At 46.4% G+C, this 21,933-nt stretch carries 17 protein-coding genes and 1 pseudogene; 4 read left to right on the forward strand and 14 right to left on the reverse strand.

Going from position 1 to position 21,933, the window contains the following annotated elements; genetic code table 11:
- Window positions 1–1,392 precede the first annotated feature (1,392 nt).
- Window positions 1,393–1,554: pseudogene (locus ACWJAO_RS04550) on the forward strand (ATP-binding cassette domain-containing protein); the annotation flags it as partial.
- A 223-nt stretch (window positions 1,555–1,777) separates the two neighbouring features.
- Here the strand turns inward: ACWJAO_RS04550 and ACWJAO_RS04555 are convergent.
- The 14 genes from ACWJAO_RS04555 to ACWJAO_RS04620 all read right to left on the reverse strand — a co-directional run bounded on the left by ACWJAO_RS04555 (window position 1,778) and on the right by ACWJAO_RS04620 (window position 19,758).
- Window positions 1,778–3,811 carry a M13 family metallopeptidase gene (locus ACWJAO_RS04555; protein ID WP_449139415.1) on the reverse strand — a complete coding sequence of 678 codons (2,034 nt, stop codon included), beginning with the start codon at window positions 3,809–3,811 and terminating at the stop codon, window positions 1,778–1,780.
- Between the two features lie 32 nt (window positions 3,812–3,843).
- Window positions 3,844–5,826 carry an ABC-F family ATP-binding cassette domain-containing protein gene (locus ACWJAO_RS04560; RefSeq protein ID WP_449139416.1) on the reverse strand — a complete coding sequence of 661 codons (1,983 nt, stop codon included), beginning with the start codon at window positions 5,824–5,826 and terminating at the stop codon, window positions 3,844–3,846.
- 53 nt (window positions 5,827–5,879) lie between these two features.
- Window positions 5,880–7,154, reverse strand: a complete 1,275-nt coding sequence (locus ACWJAO_RS04565) for an S-adenosylmethionine:tRNA ribosyltransferase-isomerase (protein ID WP_287618801.1) — start codon at window positions 7,152–7,154, stop codon at window positions 5,880–5,882.
- Between the two features lie 47 nt (window positions 7,155–7,201).
- The gene (locus ACWJAO_RS04570; protein WP_144154277.1) at window positions 7,202–7,906 is read right to left on the reverse strand and encodes a phosphatase PAP2 family protein; all 705 of its coding nucleotides are present in this window, start codon (window positions 7,904–7,906) and stop codon (window positions 7,202–7,204) included.
- 30 nt (window positions 7,907–7,936) lie between these two features.
- Window positions 7,937–10,537: a BatD family protein gene (locus ACWJAO_RS04575; protein WP_449139417.1), complete on the reverse strand. Its 2,601-nt coding sequence runs from the start codon at window positions 10,535–10,537 to the stop codon at window positions 7,937–7,939.
- A 38-nt stretch (window positions 10,538–10,575) separates the two neighbouring features.
- Complete coding sequence (locus ACWJAO_RS04580; RefSeq protein WP_449139418.1) at window positions 10,576–11,313, reverse strand: tetratricopeptide repeat protein; 738 nt, start codon at window positions 11,311–11,313, stop codon at window positions 10,576–10,578.
- Between the two features lie 30 nt (window positions 11,314–11,343).
- Window positions 11,344–12,381 carry a vWA domain-containing protein gene (locus ACWJAO_RS04585; protein WP_449139419.1) on the reverse strand — a complete coding sequence of 346 codons (1,038 nt, stop codon included), beginning with the start codon at window positions 12,379–12,381 and terminating at the stop codon, window positions 11,344–11,346.
- Window positions 12,382–12,527: 146 nt separating this feature from the next.
- A complete protein-coding gene (locus tag ACWJAO_RS04590) occupies window positions 12,528–13,526 on the reverse strand; it encodes a vWA domain-containing protein (protein WP_449139420.1) in 999 nt (332 codons plus the stop codon).
- Between the two features lie 85 nt (window positions 13,527–13,611).
- Window positions 13,612–14,688, reverse strand: a complete 1,077-nt coding sequence (locus ACWJAO_RS04595; RefSeq protein WP_449139421.1) for a hypothetical protein — start codon at window positions 14,686–14,688, stop codon at window positions 13,612–13,614.
- 90 nt (window positions 14,689–14,778) lie between these two features.
- A complete protein-coding gene (locus tag ACWJAO_RS04600) occupies window positions 14,779–15,648 on the reverse strand; it encodes a DUF58 domain-containing protein (protein ID WP_337501353.1) in 870 nt (289 codons plus the stop codon).
- A gap of 97 nt (window positions 15,649–15,745) precedes the next feature.
- Window positions 15,746–16,741: an AAA family ATPase gene (locus ACWJAO_RS04605; RefSeq protein WP_287798256.1), complete on the reverse strand. Its 996-nt coding sequence runs from the start codon at window positions 16,739–16,741 to the stop codon at window positions 15,746–15,748.
- Window positions 16,742–16,929: 188 nt separating this feature from the next.
- Window positions 16,930–18,150, reverse strand: coding sequence for an MFS transporter (locus ACWJAO_RS04610; RefSeq protein ID WP_449139422.1), 1,221 nt, complete (start codon window positions 18,148–18,150; stop codon window positions 16,930–16,932).
- 69 nt (window positions 18,151–18,219) lie between these two features.
- On the reverse strand, window positions 18,220–19,038 hold the full coding sequence (panB, locus tag ACWJAO_RS04615; RefSeq protein ID WP_449139423.1) for a 3-methyl-2-oxobutanoate hydroxymethyltransferase: 819 nt from the start codon (window positions 19,036–19,038) through the stop codon (window positions 18,220–18,222).
- Between the two features lie 36 nt (window positions 19,039–19,074).
- Window positions 19,075–19,758 carry an HAD family hydrolase gene (locus tag ACWJAO_RS04620; RefSeq protein WP_449139424.1) on the reverse strand — a complete coding sequence of 228 codons (684 nt, stop codon included), beginning with the start codon at window positions 19,756–19,758 and terminating at the stop codon, window positions 19,075–19,077.
- 185 nt (window positions 19,759–19,943) lie between these two features.
- Here ACWJAO_RS04620 and rsmG point away from each other — a divergent pair, with 185 nt between their 5' ends.
- The 3 genes from rsmG (at window position 19,944) to ruvC (ending at window position 21,931) form a co-directional block, all read left to right on the forward strand.
- Window positions 19,944–20,570: a 16S rRNA (guanine(527)-N(7))-methyltransferase RsmG gene (gene rsmG, locus ACWJAO_RS04625; protein ID WP_040552760.1), complete on the forward strand. Its 627-nt coding sequence runs from the start codon at window positions 19,944–19,946 to the stop codon at window positions 20,568–20,570.
- A 104-nt stretch (window positions 20,571–20,674) separates the two neighbouring features.
- Window positions 20,675–21,319 carry an MBL fold metallo-hydrolase gene (locus ACWJAO_RS04630; protein ID WP_040552607.1) on the forward strand — a complete coding sequence of 215 codons (645 nt, stop codon included), beginning with the start codon at window positions 20,675–20,677 and terminating at the stop codon, window positions 21,317–21,319.
- Window positions 21,320–21,355: 36 nt separating this feature from the next.
- Window positions 21,356–21,931 carry a crossover junction endodeoxyribonuclease RuvC gene (ruvC, locus tag ACWJAO_RS04635; protein WP_006846693.1) on the forward strand — a complete coding sequence of 192 codons (576 nt, stop codon included), beginning with the start codon at window positions 21,356–21,358 and terminating at the stop codon, window positions 21,929–21,931.
- The last annotated feature ends 2 nt before the right edge of the window (window positions 21,932–21,933 follow it).

Below are 21,933 nucleotides of genomic sequence, written 5' to 3' on the forward strand. Positions count from 1 at the left end.
CTCTGTACAGAAGGCATTCCCTAAGGAGGCTGATGAGCTCTTCTCTCAGGCAGAGAAGATGGCTAAGCTCCGTTACCAGACTTACGTTCGTAAGAGCCAGGAGGACTGGAGCGAGCAGATCTAATCTAGCGAGATTTCAATAGGTTAAATATATAATCTCCGAAGACCTTGGTTGCGTTCTGCAATCAGGGTCTTTTTTGATTAAAAATGCTCCATATTCATGTAAAAATTGGAAATAAGAGATGAAACATAGGGAAAAATCGTGATTTTAAGATTGAGTTCTTTAGGGGCAATTCAGAATACTTTTGTTAAGAAAACAGAACATTCACATGTGGTATAAGACGGGCTGAAAGCCCAAAAGCTCTTAGCCCAGGGCATCGGCCTGGGTAATTATGAACTTCTGCCCTTTCAGGGCGTATTGGGTAATTTCAACCGTACAGATCGAACTATTATGGATTTTTAATCCGCTAAAAGAAACGGAGCAAGAAGTACAATCAGTCTGAGTTATGTAAATTATCCTTACCTATTCAAAACAGAAACCAAAAGAGGCAAAAATCAGTGCTTTTTAGTGATTTTTCGAAGAAAAAAGCAAAATATGAGGGGTAGGATGATGTTTTACCCCCTCTACTAAGAGTGAAAAATGCACCTCCTCTGACTCGAAATCATGCTTCAAAGGTAGGTATTTTTGACAAATACAATGAATTGGGATATAGGAAATGAGTACCTGAGCGGTACAGCGTGCAGTATTCCACACCAGAATATGTAGATTATTATTATACACATACAAATAAAGCACAACTTACATAAACTTTCGTAATCATCTCATATACAAGCAATTTAGAACTATCAAATACTCTAACAAACAACCAATTCAAGCATTACACTTAGTGGGTCATTAGGTCAAAGTCATTTAGGGTCATTATGTTTTCCGAGAGTAAAAAAGTCACTATAGATATATATAAATATATATATTTATATATACTATAGCAGCAAAGTGACATTTACTTTTTCAAATGACCCTAAATGACATTGACACCAAATGACCCTTTTTCATTTCTTCAGCTACTTCCGAGTCTATTTCTTGCTTTTCATTGTTTCTGTAACAAAGTTCAGCTAGAAAACCAATAGAAATCAGTATCAATCAATCACTTACACTACTTCTCCGAAAGAAAGTCAGGGTAAAAGCTTGCATTCTGCCCAAAAATGTTGTATCTTTGCACCGGCAATCGAAAGAACAGCCTTTTGCACCTTGTTCAGGTCTTCTATTAAGACCAGCACGGGTCATAAATGATGGCAGGCGCTGGTCATCAATGAAGACCCCGAAAACGGCAGGAACGGGGCATTCTGGGGAGTTGCTTAAAGAAACAAAAATTTGAACAAGAAGAAAATAATATGATTACAGTTGATGGATTGACCATAGAATTTAGCGGCACCACCCTATTCAAAGACATTTCCTTCCAGATCAACGAGAAGGACCGTATAGCCCTGATGGGCAAGAATGGCGCAGGAAAGAGCACATTGCTTAAGATCATCGCCGGTGTGAGAAATATCTCTGCGGCATTTACGAATTTCTGGAATCGAAGAAGATGGAAAATCTTCAGGAACTGGAGAAGAAGTAATAACCCCGATTCTGTTGTTTTCTTATCAAAAAATATTTCAAGCATAAAACAAAAAGTCCTGATGTTTCATTTGTTTGAAATATCAGGACTTTATTTTTTCTATCTATTCGGAAAACCATTCCCGAAAAATTCTATTCGGAAAAATTTCCTTCTGGGAATTACCAAAGCTCCAGGCGCTGGTTCTTAGGAATGAACAGCTTGTCGCCCTGCTTTACACCAAATGCCTCATACCATGCATCGATATGAGGAAGCGCACCATCAACACGCCACTTGCCAAGAGAATGAGGATCATTCTTTACGCGGTTGCGGATTTCCTTATCAGTAATGTTCTGTCCCCAAACACCTGCATAGGCGAGGAAGAAACGCTGGTCAGGAGTGAAACCATCCTTGTTCTTCAATGGCTTCTTGGCTGTAGCATTCTTGAAGGCATTGTATGAAACCATCAAACCACCATGGTCGGCAAGGTTCTCTCCGAGGGTGAAACGGCCGTTAGCATTCAGGTCAGGCAACACCTTGATGTTGCTGAAGAAATCAGCATACATATCAGCACGCTTGTTGAAACCTTCTGCATCAGCAGCTGTCCACCAGTCCTTCAGATTACCGCTAGCATCATACTGACGACCCTGATCATCGAATCCGTGAGTCATCTCATGACCGATTACTACGCCGATAGCACCATAGTTGAATGCTGCATCAGCCTTAGGATCGAAGAAAGGATACTGGAGAATACCGGCTGGGAAGCAGATCTCATTGGTAGTAGGATTATAGTAAGCATTCACGGTCTGAGGAGTCATGAACCACTCATCCTTATCTACTGGCTTTCCTGCCTTCTCTGCAATCTCCTTATCGTTGGCAAACTTGCGGCAAGCCATTACGTTCTCATAATAGCTCTTAGATGGGTCGATTCTGAGTTTGCTGAAATCAGTCCACTTGTTAGGATAACCAATCTTTACATAGAACTTGTCGAGCTTGTCGTGAGCAGCTTTCTTTGTAGCATCGCTCATCCAGGTCTGAGCATCGATACGCTGACCGAGGCTGATCTGAAGATTCTTCACGAGTGCCTCCATCATCTTCTTAGAGCTTTCTGGGAAATAGCGCTTGCAGTAGATGCGACCGAGCGCCTCGCCCAACTGAGCCTCTACCTGAGTAGTAGCGCGCTTCCAAAGAGGATAATCCTCCTTACGGCCACTCATAGTCTTGCCGAAGAATTCGAAACGGGCTTCGCGAATCTCATCGCTGAGGTAAGAAGCAGAACTACTGATGACGTCCCACTCCATCAAAGCCTTCAATGTGCCTGCACATTCTGCAGCTGCTACCTTGTCATAACCGGCGAAGAAAGCAGGCTGACCTACGATCATCTCCTTGAGATATTCGCTCTTGATTCCCTCAGCGTTGGCAAGTGACTCGAGAGGAATGTTAGGATAATTCTCCTTGAATTCTGCCAAGGTCATCTTGTTGTAGTTGGCCTGAGGATCACGAAGTTCGGTACGGCTCTTTGAGAAAGTAGCGAGCGTTGTTTCGTGAAGGAATACGGCTGCAGCCTTCTTGGCAGCTTCATCAGCAGAGAAACCGTAGAGCTGGAACATCTTGCTGAGGTAAGTCTTATAAGCCTCACGGATAGCTACAGTTGCAGCATCGTTGTTGAGGTAATAATCCTTGGCACCGAGAGTAAGACCGCCCTGCATCAGGTTGTAGATGTTCATGGTTACGTTCTTCTCATCGGCAGCGAAACCTGCACCATAGCCCAAACCGAGACCCATCCATGCATACTTAACCTGAAGCTTCTGAAGCTCGTCCTTGGTCTTGGCAGCTTCTATCTCATCCATCAGAGGCTTTACTGGAGCGATTCCAGCCTTATTGCGGCTGTCAACATCCATAGAGAGTTTGTAGAAATCAGACAATTTCTGCTCAATGGTTCCAGCCTTGTAAGTCTTCTTCTGGAGTTCAGAAAGAATGGTGTTGATGCGCTTGTTGTTGTTCTCAGCCAGCTGGTCAAAACTGCCATAACGGCTGTAAGCGGCAGGAAGAGGATTGTTCTTCTGCCATCCGCCTGTAGCAAACTGATAGAAACTGTCCGCTGGCTTCACTGTCTGGTCGAGATTGCTCATGACAAGACCCGATTTGTTCTGAGCATCAGCGCCTAATGGCAGAGCTGCGATCAGCATCATCGGTAAGATCATTTTCATTTTCATTTTCTTCTCTTTATTTTATATTAATATTACTATTATTTCGAAACTTCTTCCAGTTCTTCCGAAAGGAGCATCCAGCGCTCGTTCTCCTCATCGAGACCCTTCATGAGTTCGGTGTATTCAGTAACGAGTTCCATGTTGGTTGCATTTTCCGGTTTCATCAGAAGTTCATCAATCTCCTTCTTTCTAGCTTCCAGTTTTCCAATCTTCGCCTCACATTCCTTCACGGCTTTCTCAGCCTTGCGAATCTTCTTCTGCTGTTCCTTATGTTCAGCGTAACTCTGCTTGCCGGATGTGGCAGAGGCAAGACTGTCGGCTGTAGAACCTGATGCAACAGAAGGGCCGGAAGTGTTGGCTGAAGGCGAACCGGCAGAAGCCATGCTCTGGTTGGCAAGAGCCTGATTGATGTTCTCGGCATTATGGGCACGGAGATAATCGTAAATACCACCGAGATGCTCACGAACCTTACCACCGCCAAACTCATAAACCTTATCAACCAGACCATCGAGGAATTCACGGTCGTGGCTCACGATGATGGCTGTTCCATCGAAAGCCTTGATGGCTTCTTTCAGCACATCCTTCGACTGCATGTCGAGGTGATTGGTAGGCTCATCGAGAATGAGGAGATTCACCGGTTCGAGCAGGAGCTTGATCATAGCCAGTCGGCTGCGTTCTCCTCCACTCAGAACCTTGACAAACTTTTCTGAAGTCTCGCCGCCAAACATGAAGGCGCCCAGGAGATCGTTCACCTTCAGACGCATTTCGCCTGTTGCCACATTGTCGATAGTCTGGAAGATGGTAAGATTCTCATCCAAGAGCTGCGCCTGATTCTGGGCGAAATAACCAATCTGCACATTATGACCAATCTTGAGCGTTCCGGTGAAAGGAATCTCACCCATGATACATTTTACCAGGGTAGACTTACCCTCGCCGTTCTTACCCACGAAGGCCACCTTCTCGCCACGCTTGATGGTAAAGGTAACATGGTCGAAGACGGTGTGTGCGCCGTAATCCTTGCGCACCTCATCGCAGATGATAGGATAATCGCCACTTCTGAGACAAGGAGGGAATTTGAGGTGCATCTGCTTGTTGTCAACCTCATCTACCTCGATAGGCACGATTTTCTCGAGCTGCTTGATTCTGCTCTGCACCTGAACCGCCTTGGTAGGCTTGTAGCGGAACCGCTCGATGAAATCCTTGATGTCGGCAATTTCCTTCTGCTGGTTTTCGTAAGCACGGAGCTGCTGCTCGCGGCGTTCGGCACGCAACACCACATACTCATCGTATTTCACCTTATAATCTTCTACCCTTCCGCAAGTAATTTCGAGGGTACGGTTAGTTACATTGTTGATAAAAGCACGGTCGTGGCTCACCAGAACCACAGCCTTGGCACTCTGCGCCAGGAACTGCTCCAACCACTGGATACTTTCAATATCAAGGTGGTTGGTAGGCTCATCGAGGAGCAGGACATCAGGCTTCTGCAACAGAATCTTGGCAAGTTCGATACGCATTCGCCAACCGCCGGAAAACTCCTTGGTTGGGCGCTCGAAATCATCGCGCGTAAAGCCAAGACCGCTCAAGGTGCGCTCTATCTCAGCCTCATAGTTTTCGCCTCCCATCATCATGTAGCGTTCATGTTCCTGGGTAAACTTCTCTACGAGCTGAGCATAGCTTTCGCTCTCATAGTCGGTGCGGTCAGCCATTTCCTGCTGCATCTTGTCAAGACGCGCCTTCATCTCGGTATTATGGGCGAAAGCCTTGCGGGTTTCCTCTTTCACGGTCGTATCGTCCTGCAGTTTCATCACCTGTGGCAGATAGCCGATAGTGGTTTCGTTAGGAATAGCCACAACGCCATCAGTAGGTTTCTGCAAACCGCAGAGAATCTTGAGCATCGTAGATTTTCCGGCACCATTCTTACCCACCAGGGCAATGCGGTCGCGGTCGTTGATGACGAAACTTACATCATGAAAGAGAGGCTTGACGCCAAACTCTACTTTCAGTCCTTCTACTGAAATCATCTATTTTTAATTTATAATTTACAATTAATAATTTATAGTTTTACTAACTCCTTTTACGGAATGAGCAGGGATGAATCTCCATAGCTCAGGAAACGGAAATCATGCGAAAGAGCATAATCGTAAACCTTCTTCCAGTCGCCCTTGAGGAAAGCACTCACCAGGAGCAGGAGCGTACTCTGAGGCTGATGGAAATTGGTGACCAGCATCTTCACAATCTTATACTGATAGCCTGGAGCAATGATAATCTGCGTGCTGGAATGGAGAGCCTCCAAGCCGTTGCGGTCCAGATAATCGATGATTGCCTGGATAGCCTGCATCGGAGTGATTCCATCTACCAGATTGCCATCTTCAGAAAGCTCATAAGGATCCCACTGGTTTACGTGCAGATCTTCTTCGTTTGCCTCAGGATGCTTCAGCAGATGAACGCCCATGTAATAGAGGCTCTCGATGGTACGGACGCTGGTGGTTCCTACGGCAATGACCCGGCACTCGTGCTTGATGAGTTTTTCCAGACTGCGGCGATGAACAACAATGTATTCCGTATGCATCTGATGACCTTCGATTTCAAGACTCTTCACCGGTTTGAATGTGCCGGCTCCTACATGCAGGGTTACTTCTTCGCGGTCGATTCCATGCGCATCAAGATCCTTGAGAACCGCATCGGTAAAGTGAAGTCCGGCAGTTGGAGCAGCCACACTTCCCTTGATTTTAGAATAAACCGTCTGATAGGTGGTCTTGTCACTCTCCTCTGTCTTGCGGTTGAGATATGGTGGAATAGGCAACTCGCCTACTGCTTCGAGAATCTCAGCGAAAGACACCTTGTCGTTGTCCCAATCGAAATCAACCCAGTAGTTGGTTCCTCCGCCTTTGGCAACCATTTTCTGCGCTTCAGAACCGAGAGCATCTCCGCGTCGCATGGTAGCGCTGAGCGTAAGCTTATTGCCCTTGATTTCGAAATCACGCTTCAGGCTTCCCTCTTTCCATTTCTTCAGATTACCGATCATGCAGAGCCATGAACAATGTCCGGTGGTCTGGAACATGAGTTCATAATCAGTAGGTTCTGCAGGCTCCATCAAGAAAACCTCAATAAGCGCACCTGTTTCCTTGCGGAAGTGCAGACGCGCTTGTATCACCTTGGTATTGTTGAATATCATCAAGGCTCCTTGAGGGAGATATGTGGGAAGATGATGGAAAACATCATCGCTTACCTCGCCGTGCTTATAAACCAGCAGTTTGCTGTGGTCGCGCTGGGCAATAGGGAATTTTGCGATGCGCTCATCCGGTAAATCATAATTATAATCACTAATCTTAATGTGTTTTGTATCCATTATTTATTTTTACTTTGAACTTTCTATTTTGAACTTTTATGCTTGTACTAAAGATTTGCCATCTGGCAGGTGGCATAAAGCACAACCATGATAAGGGTAAATATCACTACGGTCATGATTTTATCTACATCATCATAGTCATAACCCGTACTCGTATACTGGTTGGAAATATACTTAATCTTTGGGGAGATGCGGTAATACATCCTGATGTAGATAAGATAAACGACAACTCCCACCACAGCTCCGATAGCCAGACCGCAAAGAATGTCGACCGGATAATGAACACCCAGGTAAAGACGGGTCCAACAGTTTACGAGCGACCATAATAACAGGGTCCACGTAACCAGTCTGCTACGGATAAGCAACGAGAAGAAGATGGCTATAGAAAGCGTATTAGCCGCATGAGCCGAACAGAAGCTGAAACTCATGAGGCGCATATTGTCAACCACCTGGACCGTATACTTGAACATCGGGTCGTTGGAAGGTCTGCATCTTTCAGCCAGCGGTTTGATGATTCCATCCACCAGTCCATCAGCCAGAAAGATACAGAGCACTGCTCCTCCAACCACGAGCGCAATCTGCCCCATCATCTCGTTGTTTCTTATCACAACAACGAAGAGGACGATATAAAGCGGAATCCATGTCCAGCCCGACGTAAGCGCCATCGCCATCTGATCGAGCCAGACATTCTCGCTGCCGTTAAACACATGCAACAGCTGCATGTCAAAATCTTGTATCCTACTAAAATCCATTCTCTTTATTTTAATCAGATTTTATCTTAATCAGATTTCCTCAATTGCCTTGGTTTCAATCCAGCCTTCTCTGCCGTCTCCAACCTTGATTCCACACCAGCCTTTCATCGCCTTATCGGTAATATCAACCCGGGTTCCTTCATGCAGCAGGAAGAGGTCAGCGCTCGTCTTGGCTGGAGTCTTCTTCACATTGACAGAAGGAGCGATAATGATGGCTCCCGTACGGTTAATGAGCATCTGCCGCTGCTGGTAAGCAAAGAGATTGCTCAGCAAGAAGACTGCCACGAAGAAGATTCCACCGAAGAAACCAATCTTGCGCAACACGAGATGCGGTCCGAAGAGATAAACCAATACCAGAACCAGTGCCATGATGATGGCAATGATGCCTGTCTTAGCCCAACAGTCAACACTCGTAAAGTTGACCAGCGCCTTCCACCAGGTTACGAAGAACATCTCGCTTTCCGGAGTAATCTTATCGATGGTCTTGCTACGTGCAAACTGCAGGTTGAAGCTGATGTCTTCATCGCCTGGCGAGAGCAGATGGGCACGCTCATAATTGAGCACAGCCTTGGTAATATTGTCTGTACGGTAATAAGCATTGCCCAAGTTATAGTAAACTTCGGCAGAAACACCATAGTTGTTCAATATTTCCTCATAGTCGCGTATGGCCTGCTGATAGTTACCTTTCTGATATTCCGTATCAGCATTGTTCTTGGTTACAGCGCCTGCAGAAACAGAGCAGCCCAACATCACCATGATCATCATGACGAACGAATATCCGGTTACACTCTTCTTGCGCTGCTTACGCGTTGCATTGATAGCATTTTCTATATCCATAATAGCAGTCATAGCTGAGTCGAATGTACGGTTCATATTGCCGGCAGGGTCGCCAGGCGCATAGCGTTCAAACTCACATTCATCGAGTGCAGTTGTAAACTTCTCGATAGTTTTCTCCTCTACACAATGTTTTTCGAGCATAGTCTGAATGTTTTCACGTGAGAGCTTTTCGGCAGGCATGTTGAGCTTGTAGCTTACATAGCCCCACAAAGCACGGAGCACTTCATCGTAGAATTCTTCCTGCTTGCCACCGAGCATCAGCAGATGAGCCTTCTTCAGGCGCTTGGTTGCTATCTTGTTTGCCTTGTTGGAACGGACCTTTACAAGGTCGGCATTCTCGAGGGCACGGCGGCGGAAAACAATGAGCAGGGCAAAGAAGGCTGCCAATGGAACCAGCAGACTGGTCCAGTAGCCGAAGCTTCCGTAGAACATATCGTCAATATCATGGAGCTTAGACTTGCCCAGTTTCAGCGCATGAATGTCCTTATCCTCGTTGCTGAAATCTGAGGTTTCATTGTCTGATGTTCCATCGCCCTTCCCTACGTTCAGCGTAAACGGCTGGGTCTTAATTGTCTTGTACTTGTTAGCCGAAGTATCATAATAGGTGAATTCTACCGCAGGAATGGTATAATTTCCCTGATTACGAGGCACAGCCAGGAAGTCATAAATCATATTGCCTTCTACACCATTGGCTGTGAGACGGGTCTTGTCTGTCACCTTTGCATCGTACTTGTCAAAATCCTTAGGGAAGGTAATGACAGGCTGCTTGAGCAGCTTCAGGTTTCCGATTCCTCCTACCACGACACGGATGGTGATAGGTTCGCCAGCCTTCACTTCCTTCTTGTCGATGGAAGCAGTAATGTTGAATTTACCTACACCGCCCGAGAAGTTGGCAGGGCGCTGAGGCAATGGATCAACCTGAATTTTCACACTAGGAGCTATAATATCTTTCTTTACTTCAACATAGCCAGAACCGCCATTGAAGAAAGCTTCCATCGGGTCAACGTTTCTGTTCTGCTGAACTACGATTCCCTTGAAGGTAATGGCTGGAATGGTGAGGCTTCCCGTCATCTGCGGATACATGACATACTGGCTCCATGTAACGCATCGGTAAGGTCGGCCGTTTACGATTTCAGTATGGAAAGTCTTCTGCTGAGGCAGCGGAACTTCCTGGTTGTGGAATCCCATCAGGTCAGGCATCTTGCCTTCCAGCTGGGTAAGGTCTACCAGCGTATAAACCTTATAAGTAAGGAGCACCGGTTCCTGTTCGTGAACACGTCGCTTGTTGGCTGTAACCTTTATGAAGAGGTCGCTGCCTGATATTCTTGATCCGGCAGTTCGCATACGTGGTTCAGCATAATCATCCTGTCCGTGCATGGAAGGTGCACCGTTGTTGCGTGCAGCATGGCCAGAAACCGTAATCTTAACCGGATGGGAAGAGAGTTTCTTACCATTTACGATGGCATGAGAGGCACCAATGCCAAAGGTTCCGTTCTTAGCTGCGTAGAGCGTATAGGTAATGGTTACCGACGATGAAGAGGAAGTATGGCCATTGATCATCTGATAACTGGACTGCGATGAGGTGTAAGGACCTGCGATTACCTCAAGTCCTTCTCCTACTCCGCCCAGGCGGAATTCCTCAACATCACGTGTATTGATGGTATAGGCCACACGGAAGTTTTCTCCCGCCGCCACGTGTGTTGGTGCCGACACACTGATATGCTGGGCTTTCATTTGCGTACTGAAGCCCAGAAGCATTGCCCATATAATAATAAACCAACCTATATGTTTCATGTTCTAAATTTATTATACTCGTTGTGTTATTTATTAGTTTACCAGTTTTTCTCATATTGCTTGCGGCGAGGCTGGCTCATCGCTTTCTGCATCTTGCGCTTTGTATCCTTTTCCTGTTGGATGGCAGCGTTCAAGAGTTGTTCAGCATTATCTTTGCTCATCTTGTCCTGATTGTTCTGATTCTGCTGATTGTTCTTATTCTGGTTGTTCTTATCTTTATCGTTCTTGTTCTTGTCTTTATTCTGATCTTTGTTCTGATCCTTATTCTGCTTGTCTTTGTTCTTGTCCTTGTTTTTATCCTTATTGTTCTTGTTCTTATCGTTCTGCTTGTTCTGCTTCTGGTTTTTGAGCAGTTTCTTGCAGAGGGCAAGATTATATCGGGTTGCATTGTCCTGCGGATTGCAGCGCAGGGCGTTCTCATAACATCCGATTGCCTGAGCATATTGCTGATGCTGCTGCATAACCACACCCATGTTATGGTAACTTCTGGCGCGTCGCATCTTGTTTGTTTCCATTTTCGAAGCATTCTCAAACTGTATCATCGCCATCGAATCCTTCTGCTGCATCATCAGGGCGCAACCCAGATTATAGACAGCCTGCGCATTCTTCTGATTTTTGGAGATAGCCTTGCGATATTGCGTTTCGGCTGCAGCCCACTTCTGTTTATGATAGGCTCGGTTTCCCTGGCGGATGAAGTTGCGGTCGTTCTGCGCTCCCACCTTCGCCAAGCCCAGCACCATCAGGGCAAAAACCAATATATATCTTAAATATCTCATTCCTATTATATAATAATGTATAAACGTTTATCAGAAAGGCTTCTTGATGTCTTTCTTAAAGAACCTGATGTTTCTGAGCAGAGGATTCTTTACCTCGAGCAGACAGATTTCGATGATAAGCAACAGGATGACGAGAATACCTACAGCCTGGAACTGTTCATCATAAGCGCTGTAAATCACACTCGTCACATCGCCTTTCTGCAATTTAGCAATATCATCATTCAATGCTCTTTCCGCATCGCTGGTATTGTCTACATGAATGTACTGACCCTTACCTGCCTGGGCAAGTTCCTTACACATCTGCTCATTCAGCGCGGTCATGACGGTGTTGCCTGCATTGTCTTTCAGATAAGAGCCGTCGCCCATAGGGATTGGCGCTCCCTTGGTGTTACCAATGCCCAGGATGAAGACATTAATGCCTTTCTTGTTGGCAGCAGCTGCAGCCTCCTGTGCGCCAGGCTCATGGTTTTCGCCATCAGTAATCACGATAATGGCTCTGCCCACATTCTCCTGCTGGGTGAAACTCTTGGAAGCCAAATCGATTGCCTCGCCGATATTGGTTCCCTGGGTCTGGATAAGTCCAGGGGTTATGTTCTGAAGAAACATCTTTGCCGAAACATAATCGGTGGTGATTGGCAACTGTACGAAAGCATCGCCGGCAAAGACGATGAGTCCGATCTTGTCGTTGTTGAAGTTGTCGACCAGATTTTCGATAAGCATCTTACTCTTGTCCAAACGGGATGGAACCACGTCCTGACAGAGCATGGAATTTGAAATATCAAGGCAGATGATGGTTTCAATGCCATGTCGCTTATCGTGAGAAATCTTGCTGCCCATCTGTGGACGAGCCACCATCACGATGAGAAGCGCCAAGGCTGCGAGCATCAGCACGAACTTCACTGTAGGGCGATATTTGGAGATGTTGGGCATGAGCTGCTTCAGAAGTTCAGGATCGCCGAGCTTCTTCAGTTTAGCCTTTCTTCTTCTCCATCCTATCAGTCTGATCAGAATCAGTACTGGTATAAGCCATAACAGCCAGAGAAATATAGGATCTTCAAATCTTAACATTTTCTATTCTAATTATATCTTCTATTCGATTATCCGATAATCAGTAAAATATCTCCGATAACTGGTAAAATATCTCCGAAAGATAGAGAAATATCTCCGAAAGATAGCGGAATATCTCCGAAACCGGTTAAGTCTCTACATCCTGATTACGGAATTCTTCTGAACCAGGTAATGCGGAGCAGGATTTCTACCAGCAATACCAGGAGAGCTGCCAATGCGAATGGCTGATAAGCTTCGTATCGCTTAGCGAAATGCTTGACATTGAACTTGGTCTTTTCCAGTTTATCGATGTCTCTGTAAATCTTCTTCAGCTCGTTATTATTCGTAGCGCGATAGAAGTTACCATCGGTTGTCTGCGCAATGTCGCTCAGCGTCTTCGTATCAATCTCTACCGGAATATTGACGTACTGTACTCCTCCTGCTACAGGCATTGGATAAGGAGCCACCTTGTTGGTTCCTACTCCGATGGTGTAAACGCGGATTCCGAAACTCTTGGCAATCTCTGCTGCTGTCATTGGCGAAATTTCACCCATGTTGTTGCTGCCGTCGGTAAGAAGAATCACGACCTTCGATTTTGACTTAGAATCCTTCAGTCGGCTTACGGCATTAGCCAGTCCCATTCCCACTGCGGTTCCATCGTCAATCAGTCCTCGGGCAGCAATATCCGTACGAGTTGCCTGCAAGAGGCGCAACAGACTGGCATGATCGGTTGTCATAGGGCACTGGGTGAAGGCTTCACCGGCGAAGATAGTCAGACCGATGTTGTCGTTCGGTCTTCCCGAGATGAATTCTGTTGCCACATCCTTAGCCGCTTCCATACGGTTTGGTCTCAAATCTTCGGCAAGCATAGAGGTGGAAACGTCCATCGCCAACATAATGTCAATGCCTTCTACCGTCTTGTTATCCCAAGCCGTATGGGTTTGCGGACGAGCCATTGCACAAACGATGAGCACGAAACAGATGCATCTCAGCACCATTGGCAGATGGATGAGACGCACACGCAGGCTCTTCGGAGCATATTGATACTTTTTCGTGTCGCTCATGCGCATGGTTGGCGCATTCTTCTTCCTGTAGAGGAAATACCATAATATATAAGGTATCAGCAACAGGAGCAACAGAAAATAGCCTTTACTTGCAAATTCCATTTCTTTATTTTTCTATTTATAGCCAGGCAAAGAGTTATCGGAAAACCGCTTTGCCCGGCGAAACGTTTCATAAGAACACCCTGCTTTACATCAGCAGTATGGCTGACTGATAGATGATGTAACCCAACAGAGCCAGACCTACGATGGCTCCTATCCAGAGGAGCGACTTGATGAGGCGGCGCTGAGATTGCGTCTTCTGCTCTTCATTGGTCAGCTGCGGAACTACCTTTTCTTCAGTAGGTTTCTCATCTGTCTTGGTCTGGTCGATGAAGTTGATGGCATTCACCAGGTTTGCATCGTTCTCATTCACCAAGGTTTCATATTTGGCAAACTTCACGAGATCGGCAGTCTGGAAGAGTTCCTTCAGTTCATCAATCATCTTCTGGTCGCCTGCTTCACGCAAACGTTCGATGATTTCCATACTGGTCATCTCCATGGCATTGAATCCGAAACGGCTCACGATGTATTCTCTCAGCGTATTGGTAAGCTGGGTGTAGTAAGCCTTCTGTGTTTCCTGATTCTCTACATGTTGCTGCTTGATGACGTTGATTTGATTCAGCGCCTTTTCATGAGCCGGAACACGTTTTACGATGCGGATATGGGTGATGATTGGCTTGTTGTTCTTCAGTCTGTTGCGCAGATAAAGCCATAAGCCACAGAGGATTAACAGCAATAGGCTCAACCAGAATTGTGCGCTCCATTCGCGCCAGGAGAAAGGATTATCCTGAACATCCTTAGGCGGATAGAACTGGTTGGGATGAACCGTATCTACGGGCACGGTGAGCACCTTCAGCGCAAGCTGGTTGCCATGACAGTTCTTGCCGTTTACCTTCACATTGAGCGCAGGAATCACGTACACCTTTTCATCAAACGATGTCAGCGTATAGTCGCGGCTCACCACCATGCGGTCGTCGCCTATGTGCGAAGTGTCGCCCTTACTCTGCTCTACCACTTCCACTCCCGGCGTAATTTGCTGCTGCGGCTTGAAAGATGGCAGTTGCACCTTATCGCCCTGCTTGACCGAAGCCTTCAGATGCAGCACGGTCTGCTGTCCTATCAGTATCTGCAGCGAGTCGATGCGTTGCTCTACCTGCTGGGCTTGAGCTAAGCCTGAGCACCCCAGGAGAGCGAGCGACAATATGATATTCTTTACTTTAAACATAGTTTCTTTACTTTGAGCTTTGAACTTTATGCTTTATGATTAGCAAAGCAAATGAATTCTTCACTCTTAACTCTTCACTCTTCACTTAATTCAACCCCTCTGCTTGAAAAGCATCAGGAGCGCCTTCGAGAAGTCCTCGTTAGTGGCAATCGAAGTCCAGTCTACCTTGCTTTTGGCAAAGTCGGTTTTCAGATTCTCCTGCTGCATCAGCCATTGCTGTGTATGAGCCATTCGAAGTTTCTTCGAACTTGTATCAATATACATCTCATGTCCGGTTTCTGCGTCCATCACCTTGAGCAGTCCTACATCAGGCAGCACCTTGGCACGCGGGTCGTAAACCTGGATGGCTACTACATCATGCTTCTGGTTGGCAATCTGCAGCTGATGCTGGAAATTCTTATGATCGTAGAAGTCGCTGATTACGAAAGCCGTGCAGTGGCGCTTCATTACGCGGGTGAAATATTCCAGGGCGCAGCCGATGTCGGTTCGCTGGCTCTGCGGCTGGAAGTTGAGCATTTCTCTGATGATATAGAGAATATGCTTTCTTCCCTTCTTAGGCGGAATGTACTTCTCTATGCGATCAGAGAAGAAGATGACACCTATCTTGTCATTGTTCTGAATGGCACTGAAGGCGAGTGTGGCAGCAATCTCAGTAGCCAGATCGCGCTTCATCTGCTTCATCGTACCGAAATCGAGCGAACCGCTGACGTCTACGAGCAGCATCACCGTAAGTTCCCTTTCCTCTTCAAACACCTTGACATAAGGCTTATGAAAGCGGGCGGTCACGTTCCAGTCGATGTCTCTCACATCATCGCCATACTGATATTCGCGCACCTCGGCAAAGGCCATTCCCCTGCCCTTGAAGGCAGAATGATACTGACCAGCGAAGATGTTCTGACTCAGTCCGCGAGTCTTGATTTCTATCTTCCGAACCTTTTTTAAGATATCTTGTGTATCCAACTTATTACTTTGAACTTTGAATTTTGAACATTGAACTTTATGATTAGTGAAGCAAGCGAATTTTTCACTCTTCGTTCTTCACTCTTCACTTACCGAATCAAGGCACTTCCACCTTATTAATGATGCGGCTCACGATTTCCTCGCTTGTCACATTGCTTGCCTCAGCCTCGTAAGAAAGACCGATACGATGGCGCATTACGTCGTGGGCCACAGCTCTTACATCTTCAGGAATCACATAGCCGCGATGCTTGATAAACGCATAGGCTCTGGCAGCCTTGGCAAGAGAGATGCTGGCACGAGGACTGCCGCCGAAGGTAATCATGTCTTTCAGTTCGCCCAGTCCGTAGCGCTCAGGATAACGTGAAGCAAAGACGATATCGGCAATATACTGCTCAATCTTCTCATCGAGATAAACCTCGTTTACAATCTTGCGAGCCTTCAGAATCTCCTCAGCAGATGTTACAGGAGTAACCTCAGGAAGTCCACCCTGAATATTCTCACGGATGATGAGTTTCTCCTCTTCCAGTGTAGGATAATCGATGATTACCTTCAGCAGGAAACGGTCTACCTGTGCTTCAGGCAACTGATAGGTTCCTTCCTGCTCGATAGGGTTCTGTGTAGCCATTACCAGGAACGGACTAGGCAGTTTGAAGGTTTCATCACCAATGGTAACCTGGTGTTCCTGCATGGCTTCGAGCAGCGCACTCTGCACCTTGGCTGGGGCACGGTTAATCTCATCTGCCAAGACGAAATTGGCGAAGACAGGACCGCGCTTTACATGGAATGTCTCATCTTTCTGTGAATAAATCTGAGTTCCCACCACATCGGCAGGCAACAGATCAGGAGTAAACTGAATGCGGCTATAGTCGGAGCTGATAAGCTGTGACAATGTCTTGATTGCAAGTGTCTTCGCCAGTCCAGGCACACCCTCAAGCAGGATATGACCATCAGAGAGAAGACCGATAAGAAGGCAATCTACGAGGTGTTTCTGACCTACGATTACCTTATTCATGCCCATTACCAGATTGGTAACAAACTGACTTTGTTGTTCTATCCGGATATTCAATTCGCGGATATCAATAGCTTCTGCCATAATTCTATATTTTTACGTTTAATTTCTTAATTCAAACAATATATTTCCAAAACTAAACGCAAAAGTACTCAAATTAAGCCACAAAAGCGAAAAAAGCTATCTAAATAATATTAAAAATGTTTCATAAAAGCTATTTTTAGGTTCTTTTAAAGAATAGCTTTTATGAAACAAACGAGATTTCAAATATTTTATCTGTTTTTATGCTTCATGTACCAAGGATGAACCAAGAAATTGTACACCAGCAACGATACGATTGTAAAAAGAAGTGCATAGTGCAACATCCCTGATTCAACCATATTATATACAGGATGATCTACGTCAAAATGCGCTCTCGCCGGAAGATTATGGAACAGGAATCCGAGACCGAGTCCCAAGCTCAATCCCAATTCCCAAGCCAGGAAGAACGAATTCACGCTCGTGCCGCGCTGGCAATGTTTGGCAAGCTTGATATAGAAGAGCAAGAAACGACTTCCGATGATTCCCAAGCTGAAACCCAGCAAGGCTGGAACCACGATTTCTACGGCAAACTCCTGACTTGCGAACGAAATCAGCTGAGCTGCTCCCAGCAGTACCAGACCTACTATTATCTGACTCTTCAGATCTGCATCAGCAAAGACAAACTTTTCTGCCAGGAACGCCAAGATCAATCCTCCGAAAATCATCAGAAAAATGCCAGAGGAATGAGGCAAAGAAAAGTATAATCCCGCAGAAAAAGTAATCAGGATGATGTTGACAAACAGTGGAGTTCCCTGTGGCAGATAGAAACGGTCGAGGCTGAAAACCTTGATTCCTTCGGCTGGTGCCTTAAAAGGAAACTTGGCGCGAGAAACCAGCACGAAGGCTCCCAAAGCCAGCAACGAAGCCGTAGGGAAAACATAGCCCATGCCGAAATAGTTGTAAACAAAACATGCCACCAAGGGTCCTACGGCTACCGAAAAGCGGGCAAACCAGGAGGTAATGTAATTAGCCTCGGTGCGCTGGAACGACTCACAGGAATCAATAACCAGCGTACTGGCTAGCGACATCTGAGCCAGCCCCAGAAATGCTCCCAACAGGAAACGAACCGCCAGAAGAATCTCAAAAGAAAACCTGACGTTCCAGAATGTATCCAGATAGTAAAGAACCGAAAGGCAAACAACCACACCTAAAATGGAAAGCTGACAGACCATATTCCTGCGGTAGCGCTGCACCAGATAAGAGCAGAAGCCGCCAAACAGGAAAAGTCCAAAGCCGTATGCAAGAAGCACACACCCTATCTGCCACATCTGATACTTCTCCTGAAGCAGGATATAAGGAATGGCAAAAATGAGCATGTACACACTCGACATCAGCAAGAGATTGGCAAAGCATAATCGCCAGAAGTCCTTGTGCCACAGCTTGATATGTACTGGTGTATTTTGTGTATCCATTATTCTAAACTCTTTTATGAATCTATCGTATTTATACTCTCTTACACTTCGCTAAAAAGAGAGTTAATGTTAATAACTCTCTTCAGCGCTAGGATAATCTACGGTCTTCACCGCATCAATATAAGCCTTCACACCCTTGGTCATTTCCTCGCCTACCTGAGCAAAGTGGCGCAGGAACTTAGGCTTGAAGCCCTGTGTCATTCCGAGTGCATCAGCATAAACCAGAACCTGTCCGTCGCAGCCGTTACCAGCACCGATTCCAATCGTTACAGCCTTCACCTTCTTGCTTACTTCAGCAGCGAGCTTAGCAGGAACCTTCTCCAGCACGATGGCAAAGCAGCCTGCTTCGTCCAGCGCAATGGCGTCGCTGATAAGTTTCTGTGCCTCAGCCTCTTCCTTGGCACGAATGCCATAACCGCCAAACTTGTTCACGCTCTGCGGGGTAAGTCCGAGATGACCATGAACCGGGATTCCGGCATTAACCAGCGCCTTAACGGTTTCGCAGATTTCTACGCCGCCTTCCAGTTTCAGAGCGTCTACACCCGTCTCCTTCATCATGCGGCAAGCATTGCGCAGCGCCTCTTCCTTGCTGATCTGATAGCTGCCGAAAGGCATGTCGCAAACCACGAATGCATGATGGCAGGCACGTGCCACGCTGCGGGCGTGATAAATCATCTGGTCTACGGTAATCGGCAATGTGTCTGCATTTCCTGCCATCACATTGCTGGCCGAATCACCTATTAATATAGAGTCAATTCCTGCAGCATCTATAATTCCGGCTGTTGTAAAGTCGTATGCTGTCAGCATGGTTACTTTCTCGCCAGCCTTCTTCATTTCTGCGAAGGTCTTGGTGGTAATTTTCTTCTTGTCAGTAGATAAATATCCCATTTTTTATTTTGATTTATTTATTGTTCTGCGTTGAATCTATTTCGCATTCTCCACGATGCGCTGCAAGTCAGCAAAGCTGAAACCTCTGTAATCATCTATCACATAGTCGGATAGCGGTTGGATGGTTTCTCTGCTGTTCGTTGTGGCGAGACCTAGGGTAAAGGCTCCTGAGGCTCTCACCGCCTTCAGTCCGTTGAAGCTGTCTTCCAGTCCTACACAGTCCTCCGGTTCCACACCGAAATAGGCTGCACCTTTCAGATAGCAGTCTGGATGAGGCTTGCTCTCGGCGAAATCCTCGCTGGTCAGCACACGGTCGAAATAAGCCTTGAATTCCGGGTGACGGTCGTAGACATTCAGCATCTTCTGAATGTTGCTGCTCGTTACCACAGCGCATTTTACGCCATGCTGCTTCAAGTCGCTGATGAAATCTTCGAACCCTGCAATATATTCATACTGCATGCTCTTTTCAAACTCATCCAGTCGGGCTGTAATCTTAGCCTGTTCCTCCTTTGCGCCTGTAAAACCTTCGATGTGGGCGAAGACGGCTTCATCGGTGAAATACTTGTCGTAAATCTGAACCAGAGTCTGTCCTTTGATGCGATATTCGAAATCGGGCATTTCCGGATGATACTCCCTGCCTATCATTCCCCAGAAGATGGAGTACTGCGATTCTGTATCGAATACCACACCATCCAGATCGAAGAGTGCTGCTTTTATCATATTTCCTTGTCTGTTTTTATCAATTTTTGCTTAAATTATATTGAAAACGGGTGCAAAGTTACGCAAAAAACTTAATATACGAGCATAATCTGACAGATTTTGATGTTTTTATTACGTGTTTTCCGATTTTTTACACTACCTTTGCAGAAAAATCGGTAGAAATAAAGAAGAATACATATAATTATATGATAGAAATAATAGAGAAATACTTCCCGAACCTCACGGAAGAGCAGAAAAAGCAGTTCGAGGCACTCGATGCATTATACCGCGACTGGAACAGCAAGATCAATGTCATCAGCCGCAAGGACATCGATAATCTGTACGAGCACCACGTGCTCCATTCTCTGGCAATAGCCAAGGCCATCCATTTCCGTCCGGGCACAGAGATTCTCGATTTCGGCTGCGGCGGAGGTTTCCCCGGCATTCCGCTCGCTATCCTCTTCCCTGAATGCAAGTTCAAGCTGATAGATGGAACGGGCAAGAAAATCAGAGTCTGCAACGAGGTGGCTACGGCCATCAATCTGCAGAATCTCAAGGCAGAGCACCTGCGCGGAGAGGACGAAAAAGGCAAATACGATTTCGTGGTAAGCCGTGCGGTAATGCAGCTTCCTGACCTGATGAAGATTATCAAGAAAAACTTTAAGCAGAAGGGACAAAACGCTCTGCCTAACGGACTTCTGTGTCTGAAGGGCGGTAATCTGAAAGAAGAACTGAAGCAATACTTCAAGATTTCAGAAATCACTCCGCTCAGCACTTTCTTCGATGAAGAATGGTTCAGTCAGGACAAGCAACTGGTTTACGTTCCGGCGTAATAGAAGTGAAGAACGAAGAACGAAGAGTGAAGAATTCATTTGCTTTGCTAATCATAAAGTTCAAAGCTCAAAGTTCAAAGTAATCATAAAGTTCAAAGTAAGAAATGTTACATATAGAAAGATTTCAAGTAAACATGTTGCAGGAAAACTGCTACGTGGTGAGCGATGAGACCAAGGAATGCGTCATCATCGATTGCGGCGCCTTCTATCCGGAAGAGCGCACGGCTATTACACAATATATTAAGGAGAACCAGCTCAAACCCGTTCACCTGCTCGTAACCCATGGTCATCTTGACCATAACTTCGGCAACAACACCATCTACCAGGAGTTCGGACTGAAACCGGAAGTATCGGCAGCTGATGAAAACCTGATGAAGGGACTCGCCAAACAGGCAGAAACCTTCTATCAGATGCAACTCGATTACCAGTTTCCGCCTATTGGCAGATTCTTCGAAGATGAAGAGGTCATCAAGTTCGGCAACCACGAGTTCCAGGTCATCGCCACTCCGGGCCACAGCAGCGGTTCCGTCACCTTCTATTGCGAGGCAGAGCACGTAGCCTTCACCGGTGACACCCTCTTCCACAACTCTATCGGCAGAACCGATTTCCCTGGAGGCAGCATGTTCCGCATCATCAACAGTCTGCGCCATCTCGGTCAGTTGCCTGACGAAACCCAGGTTCTCCCGGGTCATGGCGAATACACCAGCATAGGCGAAGAGCTCGCTCACAATCCATATATGGACCGTTAAAACAGCATTCTAAAAAAGTCAGGAGATTTATCAGCGATGATCAAGAAATCGAATACAGAGAAGATCATTCTCGGCATTGACCCCGGAACCAACGTGATGGGCTATGGCGTAATCCGCATCATCGGCAACAAGGCCGAACTGGTGGTGATGGGCGTCATCGACATGCGCAAGGAGAGCGATCCCTATCTCCGGCTGGGCAAGATCTTCGACCGCGTAACCGGCATCATCGACAGCTATCTGCCCGATGAGATGGCCATCGAAGCACCCTTCTTCGGCAAGAACGTGCAGTCGATGCTCAAGCTGGGCAGAGCGCAGGGAGTAGCCATCGCAGCCGCCATTCATCACAGCGTTCCTATCCACGAATATGCGCCACTCAAAATCAAGATGGCCATTACAGGACAGGGACAGGCTTCGAAGGAACAGGTGGCGGGAATGCTGCAGCGACTGCTCCATATTCAGCAAGACGAAATGCCGAAGTTCATGGACGCTACCGATGCGCTGGGGGCAGCCTACTGCCACTTTCTGCAGATGAACCGCCCGGAGACCGACGCCAAGCACTACAGCAGCTGGAAAGACTTTGCAACAAAGAATCAGAGTAGAATAAAAAAATAAGA

The sequence above is a fragment of the Segatella sp. genome (genome assembly GCF_977051555.1).

Excerpts from the sequence above, each read along its gene's own strand:
- ACWJAO_RS04585 (WP_449139419.1), bottom strand. The coding sequence starts at position 12,381 with ATGTTAAGATTTGAAGATCCTATATTTCTCTGGCTGTTATGGCTTATA.
- panB (WP_449139423.1), bottom strand. The coding sequence starts at position 19,038 with ATGGGATATTTATCTACTGACAAGAAGAAAATTACCACCAAGACCTTC.
- rsmG (WP_040552760.1), top strand. The coding sequence starts at position 19,944 with ATGATAGAAATAATAGAGAAATACTTCCCGAACCTCACGGAAGAGCAG.
- ACWJAO_RS04575 (WP_449139417.1), bottom strand. The coding sequence starts at position 10,537 with ATGAAACATATAGGTTGGTTTATTATTATATGGGCAATGCTTCTGGGC.
- ACWJAO_RS04605 (WP_287798256.1), bottom strand. The coding sequence starts at position 16,741 with ATGGCAGAAGCTATTGATATCCGCGAATTGAATATCCGGATAGAACAA.
- ACWJAO_RS04570 (WP_144154277.1), bottom strand. The coding sequence starts at position 7,906 with ATGGATTTTAGTAGGATACAAGATTTTGACATGCAGCTGTTGCATGTG.
- ACWJAO_RS04620 (WP_449139424.1), bottom strand. The coding sequence starts at position 19,758 with ATGATAAAAGCAGCACTCTTCGATCTGGATGGTGTGGTATTCGATACA.
- ACWJAO_RS04630 (WP_040552607.1), top strand. The coding sequence starts at position 20,675 with ATGTTACATATAGAAAGATTTCAAGTAAACATGTTGCAGGAAAACTGC.
- ACWJAO_RS04610 (WP_449139422.1), bottom strand. The coding sequence starts at position 18,150 with ATGGATACACAAAATACACCAGTACATATCAAGCTGTGGCACAAGGAC.
- ACWJAO_RS04565 (WP_287618801.1), bottom strand. The coding sequence starts at position 7,154 with ATGGATACAAAACACATTAAGATTAGTGATTATAATTATGATTTACCG.
- ruvC (WP_006846693.1), top strand. The coding sequence starts at position 21,356 with ATGATCAAGAAATCGAATACAGAGAAGATCATTCTCGGCATTGACCCC.
- ACWJAO_RS04560 (WP_449139416.1), bottom strand. The coding sequence starts at position 5,826 with ATGATTTCAGTAGAAGGACTGAAAGTAGAGTTTGGCGTCAAGCCTCTC.
- ACWJAO_RS04555 (WP_449139415.1), bottom strand. The coding sequence starts at position 3,811 with ATGAAAATGAAAATGATCTTACCGATGATGCTGATCGCAGCTCTGCCA.
- ACWJAO_RS04595 (WP_449139421.1), bottom strand. The coding sequence starts at position 14,688 with ATGTTTAAAGTAAAGAATATCATATTGTCGCTCGCTCTCCTGGGGTGC.
- ACWJAO_RS04580 (WP_449139418.1), bottom strand. The coding sequence starts at position 11,313 with ATGAGATATTTAAGATATATATTGGTTTTTGCCCTGATGGTGCTGGGC.
- ACWJAO_RS04590 (WP_449139420.1), bottom strand. The coding sequence starts at position 13,526 with ATGGAATTTGCAAGTAAAGGCTATTTTCTGTTGCTCCTGTTGCTGATA.